The following is a 22,820-nucleotide window of genomic DNA, read 5'->3' as shown; positions in this document are numbered from 1 at the left end:
TAGAATTTTTAACCCCACGGATTCAGGGCTTTTGATGCAGGTGTACCTTTTGAGTTAGCTTCTTTAGCGAAGTTACTACCGATGTCGTTTGGATCACTATCTTTGGGCCCGTTACCTTCTGGCGGCTTGGCTCCTTTAAAGAGAGGCGGCTTATCTTCCTTTTTCTCAGCAAACAAAAAAGCCTTCGATTCACGAAGACTCTTGATCTGATCATCCAGTCCTGATTTAACGTTACCGGATTCATCTAATTCAATTTTTGCTTTGTCTAGTAATCCAGCAACTAGATCAGGATCGTGTGTATCAGTGGCAAGAGCCAACTTTAGTGCCGTGTTGATTCTTAGAGCTTTTACCTCCGCATCGTACTTATCTGATGCTGTCTTGTTGTCTGTCTGCAGCTGTGTAATCTGTTCCTGGAGCGCTTTGTTATCACCTGTTGACTTCTTCAGGTCCGTGAGTTGGTTATCTCGATCCTTCAGATCTGATTCAGCTTGTTTCTTAGCATCATTCACTTCATCAAAGCGTATTTTCGGGATCATCGTTCCAAAACCTTCTACAATCTTATTTGCCTGTTCCTCTGTTAGCCCCAATGCCATTAACTGCTCTTTGTTCATATCAATCACCCTTTCAAATCACGTTGTTTTACATGGGTTACGAACCATGGAATTTGTCTTGTTCTTTTACGTCTACAATACCAAAAAGACGAAATAGACATAATAAAAAGCACCCCTACCAGTGACGGTTGAAAGTGCTTCGTTACATACTATATATTTCGATATCTTGCCAAATATCTTTTAAGGCCTTACCTTCGATTTGGAAATCTAGCATTTCCTCAAGTGTATCAAAAAAATCACCATCACCATCCGGACACAATGCTATGACTCGTTTATGATTCGACCAACCTATATAGTACCTTTCACCAAAAATAAAGCATTCAATATCTAGTCCAATTTCAATGGAATCTTTTAATTCCTTTAAATTTTCGAACTTGCCATAATCCACGGTTATCTATCCTTTCCGATAATGTTTTTATTCGCAATTTTTTCGGCCAGAGTGAGTTCTCTACCATCTATCTCTCTACTAATTCCGTCAGGAGCATCAATTTTATCCCCCCAGGTATGAGCATGAGGCACAATTGGATGCATTTTTGCATTTCTATGATTCGTCAAATCAATATCAAGCCTCGTCTTGCCTGTGTTACCGTAGTAACGTCTTGACTCTAATTTACCATCTTTATAATTATCAAACACACTATTAGGCACGCCTATTTTTTCTACCTTATGCACACTGCCCGTTAAGAGATTCCCTTGTGCTTTTAGTTGCCAATTAACATCTCGATACAAGCTTTTCGTAGTCAACCATTCTTCAGGCTTATTATACTTCATGTCCTGAAATGCAGCAAAGGATTTAGGTCCTTTATTACCTAAAACTTCCTTGTACTGGTTGAACTGATTTTTATCTGCTGATTCTCTTAAGACTTTCTTACTCATGATGTCTAATTCTTCTTGGCCGTATTTATCTACTACATGCTTTTGATACCAATCCTCATAATTCATATCACCAGGAACAAAGTAGGTGTTGCCATCAGGATCCATTGCTATACGTTCGCCAATATCCTCATCGTCATCGAAGTGTGCAACAGTTGTTGTACGACACCTCGCATGGAATGGTGGGTAGTTAACATTCACTTCCATTTCGGATAGCTTAAACACCTTTCCATCCATTTCCCTGCATACTGAGCTTGTGCGAGTATCCAGTGTTGCCAATACCTCATATTGCTGTACAACACCACTTTCCTTGTATCCAGTTGCCGTTGCTTGACCAGCGAAAAAAGCACTCTCTGTTTGGACTAGCCGTTCAGCGTTAGAGCGCGACACACTCATTCGTTCAATTACACTTTTAACGGTACGATCAATACTATCTCCCCGTATAAAAGATTGTGATAGATTTCTTTGAAGCTCTTGTCTCACCTTAGAACGATCATCCCATATCCGCTGTGACCAGTTACGACCATCCAACTTCGACCCTAAGACCTTCTTTAATCCCTCATCATCCACATGAGCGAAAGATCCTCCAATACTAAAACCTTTTTGAATCTCGTAAATATTGCGGTAATAGGTATCAGTATAGATATCGCCTAAAAGCTTCTCTGTGCTTTCCTGTCGACTTCCTGCAAGCATCTCTGAGTGTTGCCCGATCTGAGTTTGTAACGCTTCTAATCGAGTTACACGAGTCTTGTAATACACATTGTTTAACTCCTGTGTCCATCGACCATCCGCGTTATCTTTTGCCTTCTCGGTAAACTCCTCAAGAGTCATCTTGAACTCTTTCAATTCACCTGCTGTTAGTTGCTTACGAGCTTCAGCCATAGTAACTTCATTATTAGTCGCATACCGTTGATAGAAGACCTCGATATCTCTTTGCATACTCTTCATAGCTCTGTCATATTCTTTACGCTGTGCAACCTCAAAGGCATCTGCCTTGATGAATTGACGCCGGGCTATCTGCTCACTACGTTTCTTCCAGTAGTCTGGCTTCATGAGCTAATCCCATTCCCCGATTTCATTGAAGCTTCTATCCCTTGCTTGATTTTATTTACTATTACATCAACTTCACTTGTTCGAGGGCGTTTAGTGCGCGCGTCTGCTTCTTCCTGAGAGCAAAACCCACCAGTTTCAAATCCTACAACAGGATTGAATATTTCATATGCACTTCCACCCAATGAATCTATTAGTCGTGCGATGCCTTCAACCTGTTCCGCAGGGTTACCAGCAGATGCCACATTATCACACAACGTGCATATAAGTTCATTTACCTTAGTTGCTGTTTGCTTGGTTATCATCATCATTACCACCTCCTTGGTCTTTAGTTACTAAACTAGGGTAATCATCCATGACCGACTCTTGTTCTTTCTTGATGCGATCCAATTCAGCCTGTGTATCTGTCGTCCATGGATGATTGGCAACAATGGTCTCATCTGAAATGATCCCTACACTATCTTTAGCATTGGTGATCGATTCTGTTTCATTGATCAAAATATCCCGATTAAATAGGATGTCTACGTTAATATCTGAGTAATCAACCTTAGCGGTATTGAATAGGTGTTGGTCAATGAACCATATGAGCTGTTCTAAGGCTGCTTGAAACTCATTCTCTAAATCATTTGCATCCAGGTCCAAGTCGCCATAAGAGAACCGAATGGCCGTACCTGATTTATCCTGAGCGAAGTTCTCTGATTGTGTATCCAATCCACGCCCAAACTCATAGATGTTCTTACGTAACATACCTACATGAGTCTTAAAGGCTTCAGTGTCGATAGTAAGGCTTAGTGTATCTACATCACCATCACCACTTACCTTTATAGCTCTATATAATGAAAGGTTCTTTCTGAACTCCCCTAGATTGGCACCATCGTAGTTCTTCAATACATAGGTGCTATTGGGTAGGTCCTCAAGGTTATTGGCATTGTCTGACATAGTTTTATCGTAGTTATCCACCAATGTCTTCAACACTTTAACCAGAGGCATTTCCTCAGCGTTGTACTTAAACGGTATGAAGGGTATCTGTTCCCAATTCAAAGGCTCTTCAACATCATCCTCACCAACAACAGCAAAGTGACTTGTATCAGCCCCTGCATCTTCATCTGGTATGAGTTGGCCTGTGACATGAGAATCAATCTTGTATCTCTTAACACCTTCTAGGTTCCAAAACTCAACCTTGGTGACTGTTACCTTATTCTTAGCCTCATACACTTCAACATCATAGAAACGAATGATAGCATCCAATTCGGTATGAGCTGCATCTTTCCACAACGGCACGATTTCCTCAGAAGGTATTAGCTTAAAAGATAGCTCGCCTTTGTCGTTGTAATACACTTGAATCCAGCCAATGCCTTTATTGATGGCATTCTTACCTACATTACGAAGTAGTCGTTTGAATGACTTACCTAGATAGCCCTCTAATGCTTCCTTATAAGGTTCGTTGCCATCAGTTTGGATGCTGAATGGTTTAGATAGTAGATAACCTACCTTCTGATCTACAAGCTTACGTATGAAGCCATGCACCAGTTTGTTGTTAGCCAAGTTCTCAACATCTATAACGCGACCACCTTCACCTATCCCTGTTCTACGGTTCTTCAAAATGTCTGTCTTCATCTCATAGTACTCTTGACCCGTAATCATGAGCTTGCGTCGTTCTGAACCTTTGAAGTCACTCAATTCTTGTGTGATGATCTCCCGTAATGTCATAGGTGCATTATCATCTAGGTTTCGGATAATATCCTGTGTTGTACTCAAGTCTTAACCTCCCTTCTAATCAAATGAGATTGCATCTGGCTTACGGATCTGTTCCATGGCATAACGTAAAGCATCTAACGTATGGTTAAAGTCATCAACTGGACGATTAAGAAACTTTCCTGCCTTATTCTGATCCCACACATAACCGGAAAGCTCAATAGCAATATTAGGACAATTGAATTTATGAACAATGATTTCAAACTGCTGTATGAATTGAATCCCAGCCTTAACGCTATCAGGACCTTTATCAGCTGCACGAATGCGTCCAATTCCATGACCGCGTATTTCGTCAATAGACTTGGGTTCAGATGAATCGGCTATAATACGCTCTTTGGCATATTCTTTGCGCTTGATCATAGCTGCAATATCATCATTCTTCATGCCGTGTTCATAATGTTCATCGAATATATAAAGCTTCTTCTCTTCTTTATTTACCAAAGCACATACAAGCGCACTCGGGTCATTGGTGTAACCAAAGTCTAAGCCGAATACAGCTTTATATCCTTTCATTTTCGCAATTGCACGATAATCAAAGTCTTCTTCTCGCCAGTCCTCATAGACAGCGCCTTCAGCTATACCCCAATCTCCATCGCCCTCAACCTTATGCCGCTTGGGTTTGTGCTTCTTCATCCATTCAAACAAAGCGCGGTCATCATCGCCAAGGAACTCATTACATCTATAATTAGTTGTAATAGCCATGACATTATCATTGGGAACGTCAAAAAAACGCTTCTTCAACCAGTGTTTCTCATTCCACGGGTTAAACGATAGCGTCAATTGTTTAAAGTATCCTTCTGGTAGCTCACCACGTATAGACATATCCACCTTATCAAAATCATCTTCATTCATGAGTTGGTAGGCTTCTTCAAACCACGCCCAACACAGATATCCATTCTCCACCGTAATAGATGTAATGGACATTGGATCATCTAATCCCCTAAACAGAATCATTTGTCCTGTTGGTTTGTATATAGCTTCTAGTGGACTCTTCTTGAAATGCCATAAATGAGACACCTTCAACCGGTTTGCAGCCCATTTAAGTTGCGTAAATGTTGAATCTTTATGAGCATTAAATGTCTTCCTCAGGACCAATGTATTAGATAAAGGCATTTTCATCATGTTATATACGATCCACAATGCCGTTGTGACACTCTTCTTTGATCCCCGACCACCTTTTACAACTCTGTACCGTCCCTCATAACGCCAAAAGTCGGCATACCCTTTGCCTACGGTATCTTGTAAACTTATCTCTTTACTACTCATGAAGATCATCCTTAAAGACTACTGATTCAGCAGCACTTACTTTATCTAGTGCCTTGACCTCTGCTTTCAACTTACTGATTTTAAGCTGTTGCTCTTCGTCTGCATGACCTTGACGACACATATCTTCATACTGCTTAATCATGCTTTGAAGAGTACTCATAGCCCTACTCTGAGCTTGTAAAAATGATGCTTGTTTATCCCAAGCGTGTTGATATTCCCATTCCTCAGATCCACCAAACGCATTGTCTGCAGACTTAGTTAAGACTTTGGTTACGTCCTCTTTATTTGCAACAAACATGATCTGTTGAGCTCTGAGTATAGCAGCGTATTGAATTGTTATCTGATCCCACATCATATCTAATAGAGAGCGTGTTTCTATCTCTTCCATGATCTCTAACGTGTCATCAGGCAGAAACTTGCGAAAGAACCCGTGAGTGACAGCATTTGAATTCTTCTCAGGAGCTCCACCATCATTCCCGATTGCATTCTTATTACCAGGAGGTGCGCCCCCTCTATTTGTGTGCACACCTTTTTCGAAGGGTGCACCCATATCACGGCTCCAACTATGTCGTTGTTTCCAACTCTTTACCGTGTTGAGAGTGACACCATATTTTTCGGCAATCTCTTTATATTTATGACCCGCCATGTAATCTTTCTCGGCTAAAACATGATTATCAGCCACTACATTATCACCACCCCCGACGTTGTGTTGTTTTGTAACGTTTGTACCTTATGAAGGCAAAAGAAAAAGCACCTTGTTAGGGCGCTTAGCTAGACTAAATCTTTTCGACTGGTTCCATTACAATAATAACCGGTTCAGGTCCCTCTGTTGGCGGAATGTGATTTTCATTAATAAACACGTTACCGTCTGTTGCATAGCTCCAAAACATTGCCCTGTCTTCAGTATTTTCGCGGATTTCCGCATAATGAGAATCCACTGGGAGATTAAGTACCTCATCAGGAATGACCTCTTCACTGGTCACTGCTGCTATTCTGCCAGTTTGATAAATCAGAGTAAATCTAACGAAACTCCATCTTTTGCTTTGAGCATGCGCTATTACTGCATTTGTAGTAAATCCTTTCATTATTTATCACCTCCCTTACATCATATTTCGACATCAGGAAGTATTCACCTGCAATAAGAATGTAGCCTATTGGCGACTCAATTTTAGAAACCGCCTTCTATTATTGGGCTTGGATACTTAAATTTATTATCTTGTTCAAGTTCAATCACTGATATATCTGTTATGTTTGCAGTTCTAATATGTCGGTCTCCAATTTCTATCCAATCTTCTATTTTCAACTTCTCAATTATTGAGGAATCTGTGGCAACAGATAATTCTCTACCTCCAATAAAATAGATTTTCAATTCGATTTTTATATTCATTCAAATCACCTCCTGATAAATATACTCTACACCAAGAGGTATTATTTGTATTTAAGAATGCCACTCTCGAAGGTATGGCTAGTATGAAACAAGTTATGAATAATACGAATGACAGGATTTGAAACTGTGAGTACAGTTTTAGGCTGTTGATATGTTGCTTCTTCCTCTAATGGCTTCATCGTGAAGCTCCTTCACGAATAATTAAACTCTCTAATTATAGGTGGCAGGTGTAATACAATTAATCCACTTATTCAAGCTATCAGAGTTAATCAATTAACTTCCTTGAAATTTCTCACTACCTTACAGGCGATTTTGCTATTAAAGTACTATTAATCGCTTTAAAGGTCGAAAAATGAATAACTTTTAATGCCAAAATTATTCAATTAAAGAATTAGTAGTGGTAATTAAGCCTATCGGTAATAATTCTTAAATTAGCATGTATTACTTGCGTACATATAATATATCAATCATGATAAATATTTAATATTCAATAATATAATGATGAATGTTATAATATTGGCAGTGCCTTAACGGCGGTCTGTTATCACACCAGAAAGAGGCCGTGAATGAGTTTAACTGCTGGTATTGTCTTAGGCATAAAGGTACTGATCGCTATCATTCCTTTAGTAATTCTATTAATGAAGAAAAAGAACAAAGTAACACAAGAAACAGAAACAGTAACAAACACCAAAACAACAACTACTACTACAACTAGAACAACAACTAGATCTTAGTAAAGTGATGATTAATTATTTAAGTAAGTAAGGTTAAAAGGATGCCGGTACATAATTGAAATAACCGATAGTCGTCTTTGGACCAGGGAACCTCTAACTCGTAATGGTCTTATTCCCCTGAGACCAGAGCCGAACCGAAAAGGTGTTTTTGTATTAACAGATCTTTAGAGAATTTTGCCGGGCATGACTTTCAGGTTACAAATATGCGCAATAAGAAAAAGATCAGGGCCTCCCCCTGATCTTTCCTTTTTAATTCATAAGTTTTTTTAACAACATGAATGTTATTAATATAAATTTAACTAATATAATGTTATTAATATAAATTTAACCAATATATAGAAAGCTTTTTTTATTATTTCTCTAAAATATAAATTATTTTCCAAAATTAGAAAATCCTAATCAGAAAAATATATTTTTCTTAATATTTTTCCTAAACCCTGCGCCGATGGCGTGCTTTTTTTTGCCGATGGCGAGTGTTTTCCAAATGACAGGATCAAATTGACGTATGCACCTCCATTCATAAAAATATGACTTACATAATTGTGGGCACTCAAGATCTTCCCCAAGATCTTTAGAAACCATTTAGTGAGATTTAACTGTTACTTAGGCACATCAATCTTAACAGACATTACATTAAATTCCTATAATTATTATTAAGTAATTTTTCATTTTATAAAACCTATCCCACAAGGAATAGGCTATTTGCTTTATTCTCCTTTATCTTCAATTCTGCTCTATCCAACATTGTCTGGGCCGCACCTCGACTGATATCCATTTCCTGCGCAACTTGTCCAATACTAAAGCACAATCCATACCGAAATGTGTAGGCCTGTTTCTCTCTTTCACTCAATGTGGACAGTGCATCATCTATTTGAAACCTTTCATGGTCACTTAATGTTGTTGGGCTCCCACAAGCTGACGGCTGAGCGTATGACTGCATATACAATGGATCTTTAGTGATAGTGCGTTGCCTTCCTGATCTACGGTGTATAGGTCTACGAGGGTCAGGTTCATGACCTCTATTTAGCCAGTCTATAGCGAACTGGACATCTGACAACATAGCTCTGATTAATGGTTCATCTTCTTCATTTGCATCTATTTTCGCTTTCATCAAGAGTGATCGTGTAATTCTGTAACTCTTTAATAGTTCCTTCAATGTATTCACCCCTTATATAAAGTCAAATATAGTTGTTTGCCCTTCCTTGTCCACGTCTTCAGCGTCTTGAATCAATCCATCTGTTAACCATTGTTTAGGAGCTTCATAACGTTTATCTTCCCATATTGGCTCACCTGATCGGCTGTACGCTGGATTCTTTGTCGCTGCTTTATCCGTCCATACCCAATACGTTTTAGCTGTTACAGTTTCACTCATGCTCTGGACCCCGCAGAATTGGCTTCTTGGTATCCGCGCACCTTTTTACCACAGATCGGACAGAACTTAGGTGGGATATCCTTATATATCACCGTTTTGGATAGCCGAGCACCCTTTATATCATCAAATATATAGGGTCTGATTATGATGTTAATATTCACATTTGTTTGAACCTCTGCATCCCTTCGGTTCTGGTGACTACTCTTGGAATGTTGACTGGCTAGTTCTTGTAGGCATTTACACATTAGTGCTCTCCTCCTTATCTAAGGGGTAAAGGGTATCAAGAGTGCCTTCCAATCCGTTTTCTATCTCAAGCATGTTGGCTTCACCGTGATACCAAGTCCACTTTAGAGCTTCTTTTATAGCTTCCTTCAGCTTCTGTTCTCTCTCTTCTGCCATAATAGCTCGTCCTCTCAATTCAGCTATCACATTAGACTGAGTCTGGTACTTTTGTTCTGCTGCTGTGTGCTTACATATCCAATGAGCTGATTTTTCTTTTTCGGCTGCAAGCTCGGCTTGTAGGTCTCTATTCTCCATTAGGGATTACCTCCCAGTTAATTTTGATAATGAAACAATTTTCCAATTTCTGCGTATTTATTTGAAAAGGGGTTGAATTAAATGCTCATATTTGCTGGAATTTTATTTATAGCGATTGGTATATTGAATATCTTGAATCCTAACTTCGCCTGGCAACTAAGAGAAGGTTGGAAAGTAGATGGTGATTCTGAACCAAGCGATACTTATTTAACTCTTACAAAGATTAGTGGAGTGTTAATCACAGTCGCAGGCATCTTCATTTTAATCATAGGAATATTAACATAACACTCTCTCATATCTCTTCTTCCTCTCTTATAAATTGGTTGGATTTATATCTACATATTGCATAGCATCTTCATGAATTTCTTTGTATATTAATACTGTTCGTTCTTCTTCAGACAATCCTTCAAAATCTTCGTCCTGAATTTCTACTTCGCCTTCTCTGCAAGCCCCTAGGTAACCAATACTCATTTTCCAGTTAACTATCATATCTTTGTTTACCTCCTGTTATTAGGGGATAATGGTTTATATCTTTATCCCCATAACCTTTTTATATGGCTTTTGCATCTTCTTACATTAATTAAGTTATCTCGGACATAATAACTATGTTAAAAATTATGAATTGAAGGAGCTAAAATAATGGGTATTTTAAACGGCAATCCAAAAGATGAACCATTGCATTATGGTGAAATTTTTAGTGTATGGAGTGGCTCTGTGGTTGCCAGAGGAGCTGTATCATGCTACCAAGCATTTTTAAACCACGCTGGTGACAAGGACCTTAAAAAAATACTCAATGATCTAATTGATCAAGCAAAACTAGAGATTAAAGAATTCGATAAAATACTTACTGAAAATGGATTTGCTCCTGCACCAATCATGCCTGAAAGACCACCAGTAAAACTTGAAGATATCCCTGCGGGCGCAAGATTTACTGATCCTGAAATTGCTGCTAAAATTTCGGCAGACGTTGCTATTGGGTTGGTTGCTTGTAGCCAAGCTATGGGTCAATCAATTAGAGTGGATGTTGGTGCTTTGTTTGCTAAGTACCATCTCACTATGGCTGCTTTCGGCGCTAAGATCCTTGAGTTGAATAAAGAAAAAGGTTGGCTTATTCCTCCTCCTCTTCAAGTGAAGCGACCTGATTCTAAAGAATAGTTATAATGGATAATTCCTGCTCATTGAGCAGGAATATTTTTTCCCCCCAGTAATGCGTAACATCGTCGTACTGTGCAATAGAATATTTTTTCTTATCAAAGAGATACTAATTAAAAATTGATTATTTCACAGGAGGCAACAATGCTGAAAAAGCTAATAATTTTCTTAACTTTTTGTTTTATAGCCGTTGGAATTTCTCCATATACTGCCGTAGCATCAAATGATCTCTTCAAAACACCTACATCAAAACAATCTGATCAGTGGAAAGTTGAAATCAAAAAAGTTGAGAAATATGACTCTAAGATGTCAAAACCTCGTAAAAATGAAAGTGAAATGTACAACATTATCATCACCAATATCGGAGTTGGATTAGAAAACGTCATGCTCAACTCCTATAGAGATGAACCAAATACCCAAACAAAGTATGGATTGAGCATTTCAGACGATCATCACAAAAATTTTAAACATGGTGAGATAGTCGACTTTTCTAATTTCCCTATTTCTGTTAATTCAAAGGAGCTTCAAATCGAAATTAGCTGGTACGGAAAACCTTCAAACAACGAATCCCATGATAGAAAATACAAGGAAACCTTTACTTTCACACCAGCAAAATAATATTAAAGAGAAATGACCGATTGGGCACTTCACTTTTAGGTGCCCTTTTTTAGTGCACAGTTTGTGTCTACTGCGTATTTTCTGATATAGCCTTAATGGTTATGAAGCATCAAAATGCATTTCAAATTCCTTACCACAACCGTTATCAAATTCATCGTCACACCGTAAGGTATACGTATTCCCACAATCATTTTTATCTTCTTCAAACCACTCATTTCCGCAATATGGACATTTCACCTCAGTTGATAGCATCGTAACTTCGGTGTCTGCATACGTCCTATAAATCTTCTTCATTGGTTCTTCCTGTAGCAATACCATCCATTCTCCGCTGTCTATAAGCATTTGGGCTTCTTCCTTGGTTATCGTTGTGTGGGACGCATCTGGATAGACAACGTGAATTTCACCTGTATAAAAGCTCTCATCGTCTTGGTGAAGTGAAATCATCAAACTTCCAATGTTGCTACTCTTAACAAATTCACATCCGTCAATATCATCGATCTGGAAACCGTGTATGCTATTGCTCATTAGGGTTATCTCCTTTACCAGATAGCTTTGTTGCCCGTAACTGGTGATAATTTCGGTCTTCTCTGAAATAATCTCGCTGATGTTCCAATTCCTTTATAAGTGCGTCCTTCTCGGTGTTCTCGGCTGTAAGGCGTTCTACTTCACTCTGTGCCTTCTCTAATGTATCTAGCACAATATCTATCTCTGCTTCTGGACACGTTAGTATAGGCATTCCTTTCTCTCCATACCGGACAAATAGAATCCTCTCTTCATCATTCCACAATAGTTCTGATCCGTTAGATAACACCACTGACCGTTCTTGTATCTCTGTCATGACTTATCACCTCTCCCCTCAGTGACTATAATTTCATCTTCAATATCGCCCCACTCGACTAACTTCCCATCTTGATAACCGTCTGCATATCCCTCATGACACGCTAAGGATAAAATGCAGAATGTTTCCTCATCACCAAACGCCATGATCTGTTCGTCCGTCACTCCTACAGCGTTTAACTTAGCTCTGGTTTCTGGCGTATTTTCAACTAAGATATAGGCACTGTCTCCACCCTCTTGTTCAACTACCTCTAAACTGTTCAGTACATCTAAAATTAATTTTGTCATCCGTTATCTCTCCCTTGCTTATATATTCAATACTGGGTGTAAGCTGTAGTTTATGGATTTAATGGCTGCTAGGACTGGATATATTTGATGTGGATTCACGGCATTTCCTAAACCCTTCAATCTACCAACTCGATCTTTTGCTCCAGTCGCTACTCGTGGCGGCTCCCAATCATGTTGCTCTTGTCCTAATCCGGCAGGCCATTGATGTTTGTCCAATCTTGTGGAAATCCCATCAAGGATTCTACCCAGTTCGGATTCAATTGACCACTCTTTTCCGACGCAACCATTGATAGGTTCACTTGTTTTCCCTTTTCCACTCTGCGTTGAATTGAAGGATTGGAGAGATTTCCTCTGTCCCTGTTGTCTGATGCTTGTGGAGTCGGCCACATTCTTACCGCACCCGGCAAACCGTTCCTCGGATCTTCTGCATTGAAGTTCCCGCGTTTCTCTGGATCGTTCGCCCTTGGTGTCGGCCACATTTTCACCGCTGCACTCAAGTCCGGTGTATTTCGTTCCCGTTCTGATGGACAATCCCCTCGAATGCTTGCCTTGGGTGTCGGCCACATCCTCATAACTTCCGGGTCTACCTGTTCTCTCAGGTTCGCCGGTTTTGTTCTCCCTTTCCTTGTCGTAGTCGCTTGTCTGATTAAAGCTTCTTCCGACCTCTGCCCCATATGATCCATCGTGTTCGGTGTAGCCCACAATGAAGACTCGATCCCTTCTATGTGGGGCGCCGATGGCACAAGACGGAATAACAAATGTTTGCGCTGTGTAACCGATACTTTCCAATTCAGTAAGCACATCGTCGAGCCCCAGTGTAATGTGCCCAGCAACATTTTCGCCAAGGAACCAATTGGGCCTGATTTCCCGCAAGAGTCGAGCAACTTCTGGCCAGAGGTGACGGTCGTCTTCTTTGCCATCTCTGTTCCCGGCAACACTGAAAGGCTGACAAGGATATCCTGCGGAAATAATTCCAATTGTTCTTGTGTCGATCCCATCATCTTCTAACCTCGCTTTCGTTAACGTACATACATCGTCATATATTGGAACATTAGGCCAGTGTTTCCGCAGCACCTTCTGAGGAAATGGTTCACGTTCGCAACATGCTACTGTTGTGATTCCTGCCCACTCAGCTGCTAAGTCAATTCCGCCAATTCCGCTAAATAGGCTTAAATGGTTCATGTCTGTCTCCCGTCCTTTCTAACTGTTACTCTCTATATGGGATAAAATGGATGTTAACTTATCCATACTCTATCTCCTTATAATTCAAATTCCCTTATACGGCTTGGGGTACTATGCAATATTATCTGTTGCATACGGCATATGTTGATTCCTCGCATGGATAGCTGCGGACTTAGCTTCTTCGATGTCTTCAAAGTAACCAAAACTCATTCGTTTTCCGTCTATTCGCAATTGCACATTCCATTTTTGCGACTGTTTGTGCCAATTCACTCCGCGTACTCCTGAACTACTATTGCTGGCAGCTCCCTTACGGTTCTGCATGTTTTGTGCGTTTGTTAAATTTCTTAGATTATCTGAGGTATTGTCCAATGTGTCATGGTTGATGTGGTCAACTATCATGTTCTTTGGATTTTCCATTATCCATCTGTGGATAGATGTTAACCTACGGCTTCCGTTCGAAATGGTGATATTCCCACACGCATAATATGATTTTGTTTTTCTGCTATAGGATGCATACCATGTATTTGGAAATTCGAGAAGTTTATTCAACTTGTCTGTACTGATTAAAGATTCTAACGTTCCGTTATTGTGACTAAGAAATATTGCCGTTATATCACCACGCACCTCATAATCATTTTTTATTCTTCTCTCCTCCTATGAATTCGTTCGTCTCGATGGCCTACGGCAAAGCCTTATTCTCCTTCGACTGTTGCAATCGCTGAAAACTCACCACTTCGATTGTTATGAACCAACTTTAGCTTGTGAACGTAATATCCCTTTTCCTCCAAGTACTGTTGTATCGCCTCGCCTAACTGCTCTTCATTTAACGCAATCCGTCTCATTTGTTCTTCTCTCCCTTATTGGTTTAATGTGCCATAATAAGAACGCCAGTTCTATTTTTGGTAGCAAAGGGTCGCGGATTAATTGCTTTCCTATCTAATCGCTGGCAAGTAATCCAGTAGCACGCCTTGGTTCTGATACGCACCTTTCCCTATCAATCTAGCGGACTCCTGACACCACTTGTATGGGATGCTCTTCCTGCCCCCTAACATTCGCTCGTCCCACATCCTAAGAAGGCTTAGGCGATCAATCAGGTATGTTTCCTCATATGATTCGAAGTGGATCAGGGCGAACGATTCACCTTTCCAACTTCTTATGAACTCAATTTGGTGTTCTTCGAAGTTAGAAAACGGGAAACTTGTTTCATTCTTCGTGCTTTTAGCTTCGAAACAAATTGACTTACCTTGCCAGTCACCCATGAAATCCACTGTGCTAGGGCCGCTCGGGAATGCACTGGTGATCCTTTTTCCTTGTCTCAACACTGTCCAAGGGGTGGATATTTTCTTGATATTCGCTATACCTTTTGCTTTATATTGATCGTTAGAGTAATTTATAAGCTCTTCAAATTTCATTCCTCGGTTAGCGTGCGTACTCATGCCATCCACCCCAACAATCCGTTTTGACGTTTTACTATAAATTTATTTCTTCTCGCCCGGTCGATCAGCAGGATCAACACTTCGTCAGGATCTCGCTCTAATTGTTTAGCAATGCTTTCGAATGCCAATCCCTCTAGCCACATTTCCTCAAAGGCCTTAACCTCTTCAGTACACCAAGTAAAATCCATTTCCTCACATGCCAGATGCAACTTATGCCTACGTTTGGCATTTGGTGGTTCTAGTACAACATGGCTTTTTCTAGTTCCCATGCTTTCCCCTCCCTTTCTAAAGCTCTGTATTGTGTCTCTGCTGACTCTATTACTCTAGTCGACCAATCCTTGATATCATCGTTTCGAGTGGCTAGGATGATCTCCTGTTTGATTTGTGTGGGTATTGGTGGGTTAGGCACGTTGTCCCTCCTTACTTGCTTGTAGTTCAGCAGCCATTCGCATCATTTCTTGATACTCTTCTTCAGTTGGCGGTGATCCGCCTGAGTTTTGAGCAATAGGAATGTTCACTTTGCCACTGGTGCCTGAATTGGGTCTACTGAATCCTTTGGGTGCTGATCGCTGTTGCTCCTCTATGATCCATTCATCTCTCCATCTTTCTTGATTAAGAAATACCTGAGCTGCACAAATGCTATAACCATGATGGTTTTGAAACGATATATACCTACTCACTCCGTCAAGCATTTCTTGAAGGTTGATCTTTTTGTTTTTCCAAAAGGTTGACCATTTTTGTGAAGTCATTTTTTTATTACTTCCCTTTGTCGGATAAGCATCCCAAAACTTTTGAAAAGAGAGGTCGCATTCGTCAGAATCGACAATAGGTTTTAAACCTTCTTCACCTTCTTCAAGATTATTAATATTCTTATTTATTGCCCTCGCTCTGCCCTCACTCTGCCCTTGCTCTGCCTTTGCTTTGCCTTTTTCACTGCCTTCTACACTGCCCTTGTAGTTTTCTGCATCCTGATAAAACCCATATTTATCAACGGTTAGAAGCAATCCTTTCTTTGCCTTTTGGACTGCCTCGTCCTTTGCCAAAAATTTACCTCGTTCCATCTTGTCTATCGCTGTTCTCACGATCTTAATAGTTATATCTTTATCACCAATATCATCTATTAATTGTTGATAAGAAGTAGCCAATTGACCCCGTTTTAGAGGTATCACCTCTCCGTTTCTAACCACCTCTACATCCTGCCATTGAGCTTGTAACAATATCTCCAACATGACCAATCGGTGTGCCGATTTTAAAGAAAGCCATAGAGAAGATTTTCTGATTTTACGGGCGATCATTACGTACCCGCCCGTAATTAATGGATCTGACATTCCACCACCTACTTATTCTGCTATATAAATCCACCACGAACGTCCCGGTCCAATTGTGTAATATTGTATTAATTCAGCTCGTTTTTTCATCTTCATTTCTCGACCTTCTTCTGTATCATCTAAGAATTGATGACATGTACCCGTCTCGGTTCTAGGTCCACATACAATTGCGATGTTCCATGGCTGCCCACCTGATCCGTACTGACTGGCATTGATAAGGTGCGCACGTTCGAACCTAACAGCCGGACGACTACACCCACAGAACTCACAGATCAAGTAGCCTTCAGGATTGCCCTCTGATGCTCTCCGTTTAACCTCATTGCTACACTTATCTGTAATGGCTGTATGACGGCCTCTCTTGGGCTTAGCGCGGCGGTGAGTTATCTTAGGCACTGGGTTAAATCCGTACATCCTAGCACCTCCTAGTACAAACTCAATTCTGAAAAGTGCTTTATGGTGTGGATCTTTTTCGTAATTCGACAATACTCACATTTCTCACATCTCACAGGCTCGACAAGCCCTGCCTTGACCGCTTTAACTCGCTCTATATTGTTCTTCACGATATTTAAACTTTGTTGGATAACGTCATAATCAAAGTAGATAATTTCATGATCAGGCGGGTTCTGTTTAGTCACTATAACCATGTGGGGTAAGAGCCAGTTCTCCCGACCTTTCACGAGCTTTTCAATCTCTGCATATACAGACATCTGAATTGTGTATCCGTAGTGATCTAGGAAGTTTTCATAAGCCTGAGCATCTTTGTTCCACCACTTGCCGTCCATTTCTTTTAGTGCTTTTAAATCTGCGAATAAACCAATATGGGGCTGATAGCTATCTAGCATCACCTTCCATGGAATACCGAACATTTCAGCAGTCATGATAACTTCTTTTTCTCCTGCCAAAGCCATCATGACTTTAGGATCGTTTTCCAAGACTTCTATCATCGTGTTGCAGTGTTGGAAGTTAGATTTAAGCTGTCCGGCGGTTGCACCTCTGCTGCTGTATAAATCAGGGTTATCAGCTTTGAATTCATCAAGTGTGCCTTCATTCCAAGCGTGTACATAGTGCCCTTCCATGAATGCCATGACAGATGATCGTTCATAAGTTCCGTTAAGCGTGGCGACTGCCTGAGCCTCACAGCCCCCATAAGAGGGCAGGAAGCTTTTAAACTGAGATACAGACATATAATGGCGGTTGGCTTCTTGGCTAAAGTAATTACTCTTGGTTAGTTTCATCTATCGCCACCTCGCTTACTTCTAAAATATTAAGAGGGCTTTGCTGTTGTGGTCTTGGATCTCTATTGAACTCAAACTCACTTCCTGCATCAAAAGCTAAGGTTTGTTCAGCATCAAACTCAATCTCGATATTCTTACAAAGGCGTCTCAGGACTGTCCTTTTGTACATTTCCCCTTGGCTTTTTTCCCAACTGTCACTGTTTGGATTTTTACCGTAGTGTTTACGTATTGATTCAATTTCGTCGGTAGATATCGTCTCATAGACCATTCCACCGTCTGCAAACAGGGCTACCGCAAAACTTCCAATAATTTTACTGTTGTTAAATGGCTGTGGGAGAAAATAAACTGTTGGTCTTCCATCGGTTACTTCTTCTCGGAATTCATCGCCTTCCCTGACGTTTTTTGCATATATGTCTAGAATTGGTCGGACGCTGTATTTCTTGGTTAGCTTTTTTTCACCCTTATAGTCGGTCTGGAATTTGATAGAGTTCCCTTCGATAATTACATGGCATTCATTATTCAAAAAATCTAATCCAAGAACAGCACCATTGAATAATAATTGCGCTACGTCCTCATCCTTATGCTTGTCAATGTCTTTAATTCCCCGTAAGTATTCTTTGCAGTTTTGCAAGAATCTGATCCTATTAAACCCAGAAGGAAGTGCCCCGTTTTTGGATTCTAGCAAATTGTCCAGGGCCTCTTGAATCTTCATAACGTTGTCATTAGTCACTGTTTATCCCTCCATAATTTCAATGTTCAAGTCTTGCCCATCTACTGTTTCTAAAACAAAGTACTGGTAATCATCTAATTTGGAAGACTCAATGATCTCTTGTTGTTTGCTCCCAAGGTTTTGCCATCCATCAATACAAATCACCTTTAGCTCTCCGGCTTGTTCCTTGGCTAAATTGAAAGCAAACTTCCATGACTCACCTTCTGATAAGCCATCAATCAACGTGTTGTTAATGCGGATACGCCCTTGCTCATCAACCGACAATCCTTCTACTGGCAGGGATGCAGTTTTAAGTAGCTCTTTCGGTAGATCCCTAGCCATTTGGATCTTGTTTGTTAACTCGGCTGATCTAGCTTCTTTAGGAGACAACTTCTCTTTAATGATTTCATTCATGCGTTCCCATTCTCGAAGATACTCTTTCATTTCAGCAGCCTGATGAGCGGCTTCTTTAAGCGGTTCAACATCGATTAATACAGATTCGTCGATTGTTTTCTGAGCATTGCCCGACTTCTCGTTCTCCGTGACAATCAGATTTGCTTCATGATCCGAAATCTTCTCAAGGTCCTTCTTTTCATGCTCTTCAATATTTGAGAGATTACCTTTCTTTTCGATAAGTTGTTCTTTATATTCCGCAATGAACAAGGTTGACTGTTCACCTTCCTGCTGAATCGATTCTTTTGATATGTTCTTTTTCGCCTGATATTGTAGTTTTAAGCGTTCTATAACTTGTTCTAATTCGGTATCCAATCTGATACCTTCATCACTAATTCTGCGAGATACATCATCTACTTTTAGTTGTTCATCCTGTATGTTTTCGCCCAATCGTTTAATAGATGAATTCAACGTTTCGCGTTGACGACTATATTCCAACACCTTAGATTCTTTAGCATTGGCAGACCGTTGCTTGATGTCATCAATACGGATATTTAATCCATCGATCAGCTTAATTGCTTCATCCAGCTTTTTGTTGGATTCCTCCGCATCGGATAGCTCTTTATATAATGCTTGCAGATTAACATCTTTCCACTCTGCTCCGTCATAGTTCTGTGGTAGATCGCGTTTAATACCTTCAATGTTGGCTCTCAATAGGTTGATTTCTCCGTTGATAGAAGTTCGTTCAGTGAAGTATCCTGTCTCGATCTCCTTCAAAATTTGCAGGATATGCAACTGGTAATCAGCTTCGGGCATTTCTCCAAACCAATTTTTTATATCCTCGACTGTCCATTCGATTGCAAGCATATTAAGGATAATTTCTGTCTGTTCTTTTGCGCTCTTTTGGACAAACTCAATAGGTCTGAATATATCGCCACTGATAAGTTTCTTAAGAAACGATTCCGTACTACTAACCGCTTTGGAATCGTGTTTCACTTTTAAATAATCGGCTTTCTCAGTACGGATTTTCCTTGTTGTTTGCAAACCATCATCCAATTCAACGAACAGTTCTGCTTCATCCTCACCATGCTGAATAACTTCTGTTCTACGGCTTTTGTTCGTAAACACCTTTTCTAATGCTTCGACAAGACCTGTCTTTCCCGTTCCTGTATCCCCTGAAACCTTGTTGAATTTCCCTGGACTAAACATCAATTCTTTGATAGCCAACCAATTTTTTATTTCAATCCGTTTAATATGCATCTTTACATCCTCCTAAAATTTGTGTTATGTTGTCCGTAAGATTTTTTCAAAGCTTTTAATTCAAAGTGATCTCGGTTGCAGCCGTGGTCACTTTTTCGTTTTTATACATCTTTCTAAACTGCTCATACCTAATTCTCTGTTCTTCATTATCAAATCCGAACATGGGAGGCTTGTTATGTGGAAAAACGATTCTTCCACCTGCTTGAGATAAAGCTCGTTGATCTTCGTGATTTTCACTGAAATTTATACGAATTGCCATTCTCAATTCATCAATCCTCCTAACTTCGTTTTCGTGCCCGCATGTCTTTACCACTCGAGTAAACCTCCACTGGGTAAGCATCGTTCAGTAAGTCCCTTAGTTTTAATGCGTTCTTGATTCCAGATGCTATATATATTGGCTTAGCCTGTGAAACTGTGTGTATTTCTAAGAGGTTTTGAGACTTATTCAATATTGCGGTTTCGCTTTTCCCGAAGCATACAGATAATACATTCATTCTCTTATCAGCCCTCATGCTTGTCCCTCTCTTCTAGACCACTTCCTGCTTGTCCGATCAGCTAAATATTTAAGTGCTGACATTTGCTCACCAGATGTTAGAGATAACCAAGTCCTTGCTTTGATAATCATGTTTATTCCTCCTTTTGATAGGTTTATTGTCCTCTTGTGTCGAATAATGAAAGTGTCCAACTTTTAATATTCTTGAGAGGAGGTTTTTAAATGTCTGACTTTATATCTCTATCATCAACCGCAAAAGCTCACCAACTAGCTATGTTGTACTTGGAAAATCGATATTCTGGTCAAAAGCCATCAGTTGATACATTGATGACTGAATACGAGAATGCGCTACCCGAGATACTAGCAAGAGTGCAAAACATTAAACTTTAGTAGCTGTAATTAATTCAGCAGTAGCAGAGATTACCTTCGCTAGAGATCCCAACTCTTCGGAGGTATTTTCTTTTTTAACACTCTCTTGAATCAGCTTGCAAAGCGAGTTGATAGTAATTCTGATTTCCTTTTCCATGCTTATTCTCCTTCCTTAACTGGATATAGTTCATTAAGCTTGTCACGAAGCTTTAAAATATCTTCTCCGCCTCGTATGATCACCTTGCTGCCGTTAGCTTCGATTTCACATTTATCTGACTTACCTAACCCTTGGTAAATGAAACCCAACCGTCTTTTATGGGGAATCCTGAAACATTCATGCAACCCACTCTCCATTCTGATAACGCATGTAATTTTCAGGATTGAGCTTATTGCGCTTTAGGTACTGAATAACATTTTTGATACGACGACCATTAACTTTTAAAACGAATGACCATTCATCAATAGCTAGTCCGTCTAGCAGCTCATGAAGGTTTTCATCTTCGAATTTGTATACTGCAACTTCTTCAAACCCAGAAGCTTGGAACCAACTATACGTGCCTCTGATAATTCCTTTAAATTGATATTTCATGGTTGTCATCCTTTCTAAGCCAAAGTCCCAATAGATAATTCCTTGACGATCGTTGTATAGATTTCCTTTAGCCTCGGTTCAGACTCGATGACATCCAAACGATTGGTTTCATTAAGCTTGGTTTTTGTGGCTCCTTGTTCTTCCAATCGATCTTTGAGGTTAACCAACCGTCTTTTTAGGTCGCACCGTCCACGATCTTCAAGGATTCGGTAACTCTCCGATCTGATATCTTTGTATGCTTGTCCGGAACTTCTAGCTGTACCATTTAGCAGACCATTGATCTTCGATCTCCAATTTTCGTCACGCTGCAGGAAGGTTTCTTTGATGGTGATAAGTGTTTGTTCTTGCTCCTGTTGGCGTTGTTCGATTTGCTTTAATCCCTGTTCCATATTGATTAAGAGTTGTAGTTGCGGGCTTAGTCCGGTTAGGTCGATTGATGGAGTTTCTTTTATGGAATAATAATCATCAATCAACATTTCGTATGCTTCCCATGCTTTATCTGTATTTAATGACTTAGCGTGTAGCCATGCTCCTTTTTCGGTCCAAAGGTATAAAACGGCTGCGTTTCTTGAACCGTCTTGAATTTCATGACGGTCTAAAAACTCTCTTTTTGCATCTCCTGTTAAAGAATAGAAGTGCTTGCCCTGGTCGTAGCGTTTAGCGTTATTAATAAAGTTGTAACTAATCTGTTGCCGATCAGCTTCGTATGATTCAGCAAGTTGGTTAGTTGTCAAAACTCGTTGTCCGTTATGATCGATAATTTGTAATTGGTTCATATGACTGCTCCTTTCGTTAATTACGCTTGTCCAACAAGGGAAGGCTTACCCTTCCACTAATTCGTATTTGTTCCCTGTCATTATTTCGGTCCAAATAAGTTTGCACCGATCTGGAATATCAGTCTCGCTGAGTACAATTTCTACCTCTTCTCCATTTATAATTCTAAAATGAGAACGAGTTATAAATTTTTGTTCTTCCTTTCGCATCCCACATCCCTCCCCTTCTAATCTATGCGCTTCTGGTTGTCCAACTTTCCAATTTACATTATTTCTTGTAATCCTAAGTTAAAATTAGGATTTTCTTCAAATAGAATAATGTCACATACTCTACATTGCAATATTTGTGCAATGCGAACTAAATCAATTATTCTTAGTACTGAGGGCTTATTCTCCCACTTTGCATAGGTGACTTGATTAATTCCCAATCTAATAGATACATCTTGTTTACTTAAATTTCTCTTAGCTCTCCATTCTCTCAGAGTTCGCTTTCCTACATCCTTCATGTAATCACCTCCTCTGTTGAATTAATAGTATCCTAATTATTAATTAGAGTCAATGCCAAATAAACTA

At 39.9% G+C, this 22,820-nt stretch carries 40 protein-coding genes and 1 pseudogene; 5 read left to right on the top strand and 36 right to left on the bottom strand.

What is annotated here, in order from left to right:
* Window positions 1–8 precede the first annotated feature (8 nt).
* From BW961_RS11215 to BW961_RS30485, 10 genes are all read right to left on the bottom strand, one after another.
* Window positions 9–611, bottom strand: a complete 603-nt coding sequence (locus BW961_RS11215) for a phage scaffolding protein (RefSeq protein WP_068586906.1) — start codon at window positions 609–611, stop codon at window positions 9–11.
* A gap of 142 nt (window positions 612–753) precedes the next feature.
* A complete protein-coding gene (locus BW961_RS11210) occupies window positions 754–999 on the bottom strand; it encodes a hypothetical protein (protein ID WP_068586904.1) in 246 nt (81 codons plus the stop codon).
* 2 nt (window positions 1,000–1,001) lie between these two features.
* A complete protein-coding gene (locus tag BW961_RS11205) occupies window positions 1,002–2,537 on the bottom strand; it encodes a minor capsid protein (protein ID WP_068586902.1) in 1,536 nt (511 codons plus the stop codon).
* Entirely contained in the window at window positions 2,534–2,845 is a 312-nt protein-coding gene (locus BW961_RS11200; RefSeq protein WP_139331616.1) for a hypothetical protein, read from the bottom strand. The genes BW961_RS11205 and BW961_RS11200 overlap by 4 nt, the downstream gene beginning before the upstream one ends.
* Window positions 2,814–4,292, bottom strand: coding sequence for a phage portal protein (locus BW961_RS11195; protein WP_244555934.1), 1,479 nt, complete (start codon window positions 4,290–4,292; stop codon window positions 2,814–2,816). Before BW961_RS11195 ends, BW961_RS11200 begins: the two co-directional genes overlap by 32 nt.
* A gap of 15 nt (window positions 4,293–4,307) precedes the next feature.
* Window positions 4,308–5,555, bottom strand: a complete 1,248-nt coding sequence (locus BW961_RS11190; protein ID WP_068586897.1) for a PBSX family phage terminase large subunit — start codon at window positions 5,553–5,555, stop codon at window positions 4,308–4,310.
* A complete protein-coding gene (gene terS / locus BW961_RS11185; RefSeq protein WP_394327625.1) occupies window positions 5,548–6,201 on the bottom strand; it encodes a phage terminase small subunit in 654 nt (217 codons plus the stop codon). Before terS ends, BW961_RS11190 begins: the two co-directional genes overlap by 8 nt.
* Window positions 6,202–6,331: 130 nt before the next feature.
* Window positions 6,332–6,640: a hypothetical protein gene (locus tag BW961_RS11180; protein ID WP_068586894.1), complete on the bottom strand. Its 309-nt coding sequence runs from the start codon at window positions 6,638–6,640 to the stop codon at window positions 6,332–6,334.
* Window positions 6,641–6,723: 83 nt separating this feature from the next.
* Window positions 6,724–6,942, bottom strand: coding sequence for a hypothetical protein (locus tag BW961_RS11175; protein ID WP_068586892.1), 219 nt, complete (start codon window positions 6,940–6,942; stop codon window positions 6,724–6,726).
* Window positions 6,943–6,983: 41 nt separating this feature from the next.
* Window positions 6,984–7,121 carry a hypothetical protein gene (locus BW961_RS30485; RefSeq protein ID WP_156510149.1) on the bottom strand — a complete coding sequence of 46 codons (138 nt, stop codon included), beginning with the start codon at window positions 7,119–7,121 and terminating at the stop codon, window positions 6,984–6,986.
* 387 nt (window positions 7,122–7,508) lie between these two features.
* On the opposite strand from BW961_RS30485, the gene BW961_RS30480 reads away from it, so the two are divergent.
* Complete coding sequence (locus BW961_RS30480) at window positions 7,509–7,676, top strand: hypothetical protein (RefSeq protein WP_156510148.1); 168 nt, start codon at window positions 7,509–7,511, stop codon at window positions 7,674–7,676.
* Between the two features lie 679 nt (window positions 7,677–8,355).
* Here the strand turns inward: BW961_RS30480 and BW961_RS11170 are convergent.
* The 4 genes from BW961_RS11170 to BW961_RS11155 are packed head-to-tail and all read right to left on the bottom strand — an operon-like array spanning window position 8,356 to window position 9,585.
* Window positions 8,356–8,832 (bottom strand): sigma factor-like helix-turn-helix DNA-binding protein, encoded by a 477-nt coding sequence (locus BW961_RS11170; RefSeq protein ID WP_076576818.1) that lies wholly within the window; start codon window positions 8,830–8,832, stop codon window positions 8,356–8,358.
* A gap of 12 nt (window positions 8,833–8,844) precedes the next feature.
* Window positions 8,845–9,048 carry a hypothetical protein gene (locus BW961_RS11165; protein WP_068586888.1) on the bottom strand — a complete coding sequence of 68 codons (204 nt, stop codon included), beginning with the start codon at window positions 9,046–9,048 and terminating at the stop codon, window positions 8,845–8,847.
* On the bottom strand, window positions 9,045–9,293 hold the full coding sequence (locus tag BW961_RS11160; RefSeq protein ID WP_068586887.1) for a hypothetical protein: 249 nt from the start codon (window positions 9,291–9,293) through the stop codon (window positions 9,045–9,047). Before BW961_RS11160 ends, BW961_RS11165 begins: the two co-directional genes overlap by 4 nt.
* A complete protein-coding gene (locus BW961_RS11155) occupies window positions 9,286–9,585 on the bottom strand; it encodes a hypothetical protein (protein ID WP_068586884.1) in 300 nt (99 codons plus the stop codon). Before BW961_RS11155 ends, BW961_RS11160 begins: the two co-directional genes overlap by 8 nt.
* A gap of 81 nt (window positions 9,586–9,666) precedes the next feature.
* Between BW961_RS11155 and BW961_RS11150 the strand changes: the two genes are divergently transcribed.
* Complete coding sequence (locus tag BW961_RS11150) at window positions 9,667–9,870, top strand: DUF6199 family natural product biosynthesis protein (protein ID WP_068586882.1); 204 nt, start codon at window positions 9,667–9,669, stop codon at window positions 9,868–9,870.
* Between the two features lie 27 nt (window positions 9,871–9,897).
* Here BW961_RS11150 and BW961_RS30475 read toward each other — a convergent pair whose 3' ends face one another.
* The gene (locus BW961_RS30475) at window positions 9,898–10,074 is read right to left on the bottom strand and encodes a DUF7167 family protein (RefSeq protein ID WP_156510147.1); all 177 of its coding nucleotides are present in this window, start codon (window positions 10,072–10,074) and stop codon (window positions 9,898–9,900) included.
* 150 nt (window positions 10,075–10,224) lie between these two features.
* On the opposite strand from BW961_RS30475, the gene BW961_RS11145 reads away from it, so the two are divergent.
* Window positions 10,225–10,740 (top strand): DUF3231 family protein, encoded by a 516-nt coding sequence (locus BW961_RS11145; RefSeq protein ID WP_068586880.1) that lies wholly within the window; start codon window positions 10,225–10,227, stop codon window positions 10,738–10,740.
* 141 nt (window positions 10,741–10,881) lie between these two features.
* On the top strand, window positions 10,882–11,355 hold the full coding sequence (locus tag BW961_RS11140) for a hypothetical protein (RefSeq protein ID WP_068586878.1): 474 nt from the start codon (window positions 10,882–10,884) through the stop codon (window positions 11,353–11,355).
* A gap of 99 nt (window positions 11,356–11,454) precedes the next feature.
* Here BW961_RS11140 and BW961_RS11135 read toward each other — a convergent pair whose 3' ends face one another.
* The 16 genes and pseudogenes from BW961_RS11135 to BW961_RS11075 all read right to left on the bottom strand — a co-directional run bounded on the left by BW961_RS11135 (window position 11,455) and on the right by BW961_RS11075 (window position 20,288).
* Window positions 11,455–11,880: a hypothetical protein gene (locus BW961_RS11135; protein ID WP_068586876.1), complete on the bottom strand. Its 426-nt coding sequence runs from the start codon at window positions 11,878–11,880 to the stop codon at window positions 11,455–11,457.
* Complete coding sequence (locus tag BW961_RS11130; protein WP_068586874.1) at window positions 11,870–12,193, bottom strand: hypothetical protein; 324 nt, start codon at window positions 12,191–12,193, stop codon at window positions 11,870–11,872. The genes BW961_RS11135 and BW961_RS11130 overlap by 11 nt, the downstream gene beginning before the upstream one ends.
* Entirely contained in the window at window positions 12,190–12,480 is a 291-nt protein-coding gene (locus tag BW961_RS11125) for a hypothetical protein (protein ID WP_068586872.1), read from the bottom strand. The genes BW961_RS11130 and BW961_RS11125 overlap by 4 nt, the downstream gene beginning before the upstream one ends.
* An 18-nt stretch (window positions 12,481–12,498) precedes the next feature.
* Complete coding sequence (locus BW961_RS11120) at window positions 12,499–13,662, bottom strand: DNA cytosine methyltransferase (RefSeq protein ID WP_076576815.1); 1,164 nt, start codon at window positions 13,660–13,662, stop codon at window positions 12,499–12,501.
* Between the two features lie 111 nt (window positions 13,663–13,773).
* A complete protein-coding gene (locus BW961_RS30905; protein WP_169810302.1) occupies window positions 13,774–13,932 on the bottom strand; it encodes an AP2 domain-containing protein in 159 nt (52 codons plus the stop codon).
* Window positions 13,933–13,989: 57 nt separating this feature from the next.
* Window positions 13,990–14,079: pseudogene (locus tag BW961_RS31915) on the bottom strand (HNH endonuclease); the annotation flags it as partial.
* 275 nt (window positions 14,080–14,354) lie between these two features.
* A complete protein-coding gene (locus BW961_RS30470; protein WP_156510146.1) occupies window positions 14,355–14,504 on the bottom strand; it encodes a hypothetical protein in 150 nt (49 codons plus the stop codon).
* 90 nt (window positions 14,505–14,594) lie between these two features.
* Window positions 14,595–15,098: a Holliday junction resolvase RecU gene (locus BW961_RS11110; RefSeq protein WP_068586868.1), complete on the bottom strand. Its 504-nt coding sequence runs from the start codon at window positions 15,096–15,098 to the stop codon at window positions 14,595–14,597.
* On the bottom strand, window positions 15,095–15,367 hold the full coding sequence (locus BW961_RS11105; protein ID WP_068586866.1) for a hypothetical protein: 273 nt from the start codon (window positions 15,365–15,367) through the stop codon (window positions 15,095–15,097). Before BW961_RS11105 ends, BW961_RS11110 begins: the two co-directional genes overlap by 4 nt.
* A complete protein-coding gene (locus BW961_RS30465; protein ID WP_156510145.1) occupies window positions 15,337–15,507 on the bottom strand; it encodes a hypothetical protein in 171 nt (56 codons plus the stop codon). The genes BW961_RS11105 and BW961_RS30465 overlap by 31 nt, the downstream gene beginning before the upstream one ends.
* Entirely contained in the window at window positions 15,500–16,393 is an 894-nt protein-coding gene (locus BW961_RS11100; protein WP_139331615.1) for a hypothetical protein, read from the bottom strand. The genes BW961_RS30465 and BW961_RS11100 overlap by 8 nt, the downstream gene beginning before the upstream one ends.
* Before the next feature lie 45 nt (window positions 16,394–16,438).
* The gene (locus BW961_RS11095) at window positions 16,439–16,837 is read right to left on the bottom strand and encodes a hypothetical protein (RefSeq protein ID WP_068586864.1); all 399 of its coding nucleotides are present in this window, start codon (window positions 16,835–16,837) and stop codon (window positions 16,439–16,441) included.
* Between the two features lie 11 nt (window positions 16,838–16,848).
* Complete coding sequence (locus BW961_RS11090; RefSeq protein WP_068586862.1) at window positions 16,849–17,661, bottom strand: PD-(D/E)XK nuclease-like domain-containing protein; 813 nt, start codon at window positions 17,659–17,661, stop codon at window positions 16,849–16,851.
* A complete protein-coding gene (locus tag BW961_RS11085; RefSeq protein WP_139331614.1) occupies window positions 17,642–18,391 on the bottom strand; it encodes a RecT family recombinase in 750 nt (249 codons plus the stop codon). The genes BW961_RS11090 and BW961_RS11085 overlap by 20 nt, the downstream gene beginning before the upstream one ends.
* Window positions 18,392–18,394: 3 nt before the next feature.
* Window positions 18,395–20,023, bottom strand: a complete 1,629-nt coding sequence (locus BW961_RS11080) for an AAA family ATPase (RefSeq protein WP_068586861.1) — start codon at window positions 20,021–20,023, stop codon at window positions 18,395–18,397.
* A gap of 55 nt (window positions 20,024–20,078) precedes the next feature.
* Window positions 20,079–20,288, bottom strand: coding sequence for a hypothetical protein (locus BW961_RS11075; RefSeq protein ID WP_068586859.1), 210 nt, complete (start codon window positions 20,286–20,288; stop codon window positions 20,079–20,081).
* 450 nt (window positions 20,289–20,738) lie between these two features.
* Here BW961_RS11075 and BW961_RS30460 point away from each other — a divergent pair, with 450 nt between their 5' ends.
* Entirely contained in the window at window positions 20,739–20,906 is a 168-nt protein-coding gene (locus BW961_RS30460) for a hypothetical protein (protein ID WP_156510144.1), read from the top strand.
* Here BW961_RS30460 and BW961_RS30455 read toward each other — a convergent pair.
* The 5 genes from BW961_RS30455 to BW961_RS11050 form a co-directional block, all read right to left on the bottom strand.
* A complete protein-coding gene (locus tag BW961_RS30455; protein WP_156510143.1) occupies window positions 20,896–21,042 on the bottom strand; it encodes a hypothetical protein in 147 nt (48 codons plus the stop codon). The two genes, BW961_RS30460 and BW961_RS30455, sit on opposite strands and share 11 nt — an antisense overlap.
* Window positions 21,043–21,219: 177 nt before the next feature.
* On the bottom strand, window positions 21,220–21,474 hold the full coding sequence (locus BW961_RS11060; protein ID WP_068586853.1) for a hypothetical protein: 255 nt from the start codon (window positions 21,472–21,474) through the stop codon (window positions 21,220–21,222).
* Between the two features lie 14 nt (window positions 21,475–21,488).
* Window positions 21,489–22,250 (bottom strand): ORF6N domain-containing protein, encoded by a 762-nt coding sequence (locus BW961_RS11055; protein ID WP_068586851.1) that lies wholly within the window; start codon window positions 22,248–22,250, stop codon window positions 21,489–21,491.
* A 45-nt stretch (window positions 22,251–22,295) separates the two neighbouring features.
* The gene (locus tag BW961_RS30450) at window positions 22,296–22,457 is read right to left on the bottom strand and encodes a hypothetical protein (protein WP_169810303.1); all 162 of its coding nucleotides are present in this window, start codon (window positions 22,455–22,457) and stop codon (window positions 22,296–22,298) included.
* Window positions 22,458–22,510: 53 nt separating this feature from the next.
* Window positions 22,511–22,753 carry a helix-turn-helix transcriptional regulator gene (locus tag BW961_RS11050; RefSeq protein WP_068586849.1) on the bottom strand — a complete coding sequence of 81 codons (243 nt, stop codon included), beginning with the start codon at window positions 22,751–22,753 and terminating at the stop codon, window positions 22,511–22,513.
* Between the last annotated feature and the right edge of the window lie 67 nt (window positions 22,754–22,820).

Source organism: Paenibacillus macquariensis, from assembly GCF_900156375.1.
In the GTDB taxonomy this organism is placed as follows: domain Bacteria; phylum Bacillota; class Bacilli; order Paenibacillales; family Paenibacillaceae; genus Paenibacillus_AQ; species Paenibacillus_AQ macquariensis.
This window is presented reverse-complemented; position numbering and strand designations above follow the sequence as displayed.

Coding starts and splice junctions, on each gene's coding strand:
- BW961_RS11215 (WP_068586906.1), bottom strand. CDS start 611: ATGAACAAAGAGCAGTTAATGGCATTGGGGCTAACAGAGGAACAGGCA.
- BW961_RS11205 (WP_068586902.1), bottom strand. CDS start 2,537: ATGAAGCCAGACTACTGGAAGAAACGTAGTGAGCAGATAGCCCGGCGT.
- BW961_RS11200 (WP_139331616.1), bottom strand. CDS start 2,845: ATGATGATGATAACCAAGCAAACAGCAACTAAGGTAAATGAACTTATA.
- BW961_RS11190 (WP_068586897.1), bottom strand. CDS start 5,555: ATGAGTAGTAAAGAGATAAGTTTACAAGATACCGTAGGCAAAGGGTAT.
- terS (WP_394327625.1), bottom strand. CDS start 6,201: ATGGCGGGTCATAAATATAAAGAGATTGCCGAAAAATATGGTGTCACT.
- BW961_RS11180 (WP_068586894.1), bottom strand. CDS start 6,640: ATGAAAGGATTTACTACAAATGCAGTAATAGCGCATGCTCAAAGCAAA.
- BW961_RS11175 (WP_068586892.1), bottom strand. CDS start 6,942: ATGAATATAAAAATCGAATTGAAAATCTATTTTATTGGAGGTAGAGAA.
- BW961_RS30485 (WP_156510149.1), bottom strand. CDS start 7,121: ATGAAGCCATTAGAGGAAGAAGCAACATATCAACAGCCTAAAACTGTA.
- BW961_RS30480 (WP_156510148.1), top strand. CDS start 7,509: ATGAGTTTAACTGCTGGTATTGTCTTAGGCATAAAGGTACTGATCGCT.
- BW961_RS11165 (WP_068586888.1), bottom strand. CDS start 9,048: ATGAGTGAAACTGTAACAGCTAAAACGTATTGGGTATGGACGGATAAA.
- BW961_RS11160 (WP_068586887.1), bottom strand. CDS start 9,293: ATGTGTAAATGCCTACAAGAACTAGCCAGTCAACATTCCAAGAGTAGT.
- BW961_RS11155 (WP_068586884.1), bottom strand. CDS start 9,585: ATGGAGAATAGAGACCTACAAGCCGAGCTTGCAGCCGAAAAAGAAAAA.
- BW961_RS11150 (WP_068586882.1), top strand. CDS start 9,667: ATGCTCATATTTGCTGGAATTTTATTTATAGCGATTGGTATATTGAAT.
- BW961_RS30475 (WP_156510147.1), bottom strand. CDS start 10,074: ATGATAGTTAACTGGAAAATGAGTATTGGTTACCTAGGGGCTTGCAGA.
- BW961_RS11145 (WP_068586880.1), top strand. CDS start 10,225: ATGGGTATTTTAAACGGCAATCCAAAAGATGAACCATTGCATTATGGT.
- BW961_RS11140 (WP_068586878.1), top strand. CDS start 10,882: ATGCTGAAAAAGCTAATAATTTTCTTAACTTTTTGTTTTATAGCCGTT.
- BW961_RS11135 (WP_068586876.1), bottom strand. CDS start 11,880: ATGAGCAATAGCATACACGGTTTCCAGATCGATGATATTGACGGATGT.
- BW961_RS11130 (WP_068586874.1), bottom strand. CDS start 12,193: ATGACAGAGATACAAGAACGGTCAGTGGTGTTATCTAACGGATCAGAA.
- BW961_RS11125 (WP_068586872.1), bottom strand. CDS start 12,480: ATGACAAAATTAATTTTAGATGTACTGAACAGTTTAGAGGTAGTTGAA.
- BW961_RS11120 (WP_076576815.1), bottom strand. CDS start 13,662: ATGAACCATTTAAGCCTATTTAGCGGAATTGGCGGAATTGACTTAGCA.
- BW961_RS30470 (WP_156510146.1), bottom strand. CDS start 14,504: ATGAGACGGATTGCGTTAAATGAAGAGCAGTTAGGCGAGGCGATACAA.
- BW961_RS11110 (WP_068586868.1), bottom strand. CDS start 15,098: ATGAGTACGCACGCTAACCGAGGAATGAAATTTGAAGAGCTTATAAAT.
- BW961_RS11105 (WP_068586866.1), bottom strand. CDS start 15,367: ATGGGAACTAGAAAAAGCCATGTTGTACTAGAACCACCAAATGCCAAA.
- BW961_RS11100 (WP_139331615.1), bottom strand. CDS start 16,393: ATGATCGCCCGTAAAATCAGAAAATCTTCTCTATGGCTTTCTTTAAAA.
- BW961_RS11095 (WP_068586864.1), bottom strand. CDS start 16,837: ATGTACGGATTTAACCCAGTGCCTAAGATAACTCACCGCCGCGCTAAG.
- BW961_RS11090 (WP_068586862.1), bottom strand. CDS start 17,661: ATGAAACTAACCAAGAGTAATTACTTTAGCCAAGAAGCCAACCGCCAT.
- BW961_RS11080 (WP_068586861.1), bottom strand. CDS start 20,023: ATGCATATTAAACGGATTGAAATAAAAAATTGGTTGGCTATCAAAGAA.
- BW961_RS30460 (WP_156510144.1), top strand. CDS start 20,739: ATGTCTGACTTTATATCTCTATCATCAACCGCAAAAGCTCACCAACTA.
- BW961_RS30455 (WP_156510143.1), bottom strand. CDS start 21,042: ATGGAAAAGGAAATCAGAATTACTATCAACTCGCTTTGCAAGCTGATT.
- BW961_RS11060 (WP_068586853.1), bottom strand. CDS start 21,474: ATGAAATATCAATTTAAAGGAATTATCAGAGGCACGTATAGTTGGTTC.
- BW961_RS11055 (WP_068586851.1), bottom strand. CDS start 22,250: ATGAACCAATTACAAATTATCGATCATAACGGACAACGAGTTTTGACA.
- BW961_RS30450 (WP_169810303.1), bottom strand. CDS start 22,457: ATGCGAAAGGAAGAACAAAAATTTATAACTCGTTCTCATTTTAGAATT.
- BW961_RS11050 (WP_068586849.1), bottom strand. CDS start 22,753: ATGAAGGATGTAGGAAAGCGAACTCTGAGAGAATGGAGAGCTAAGAGA.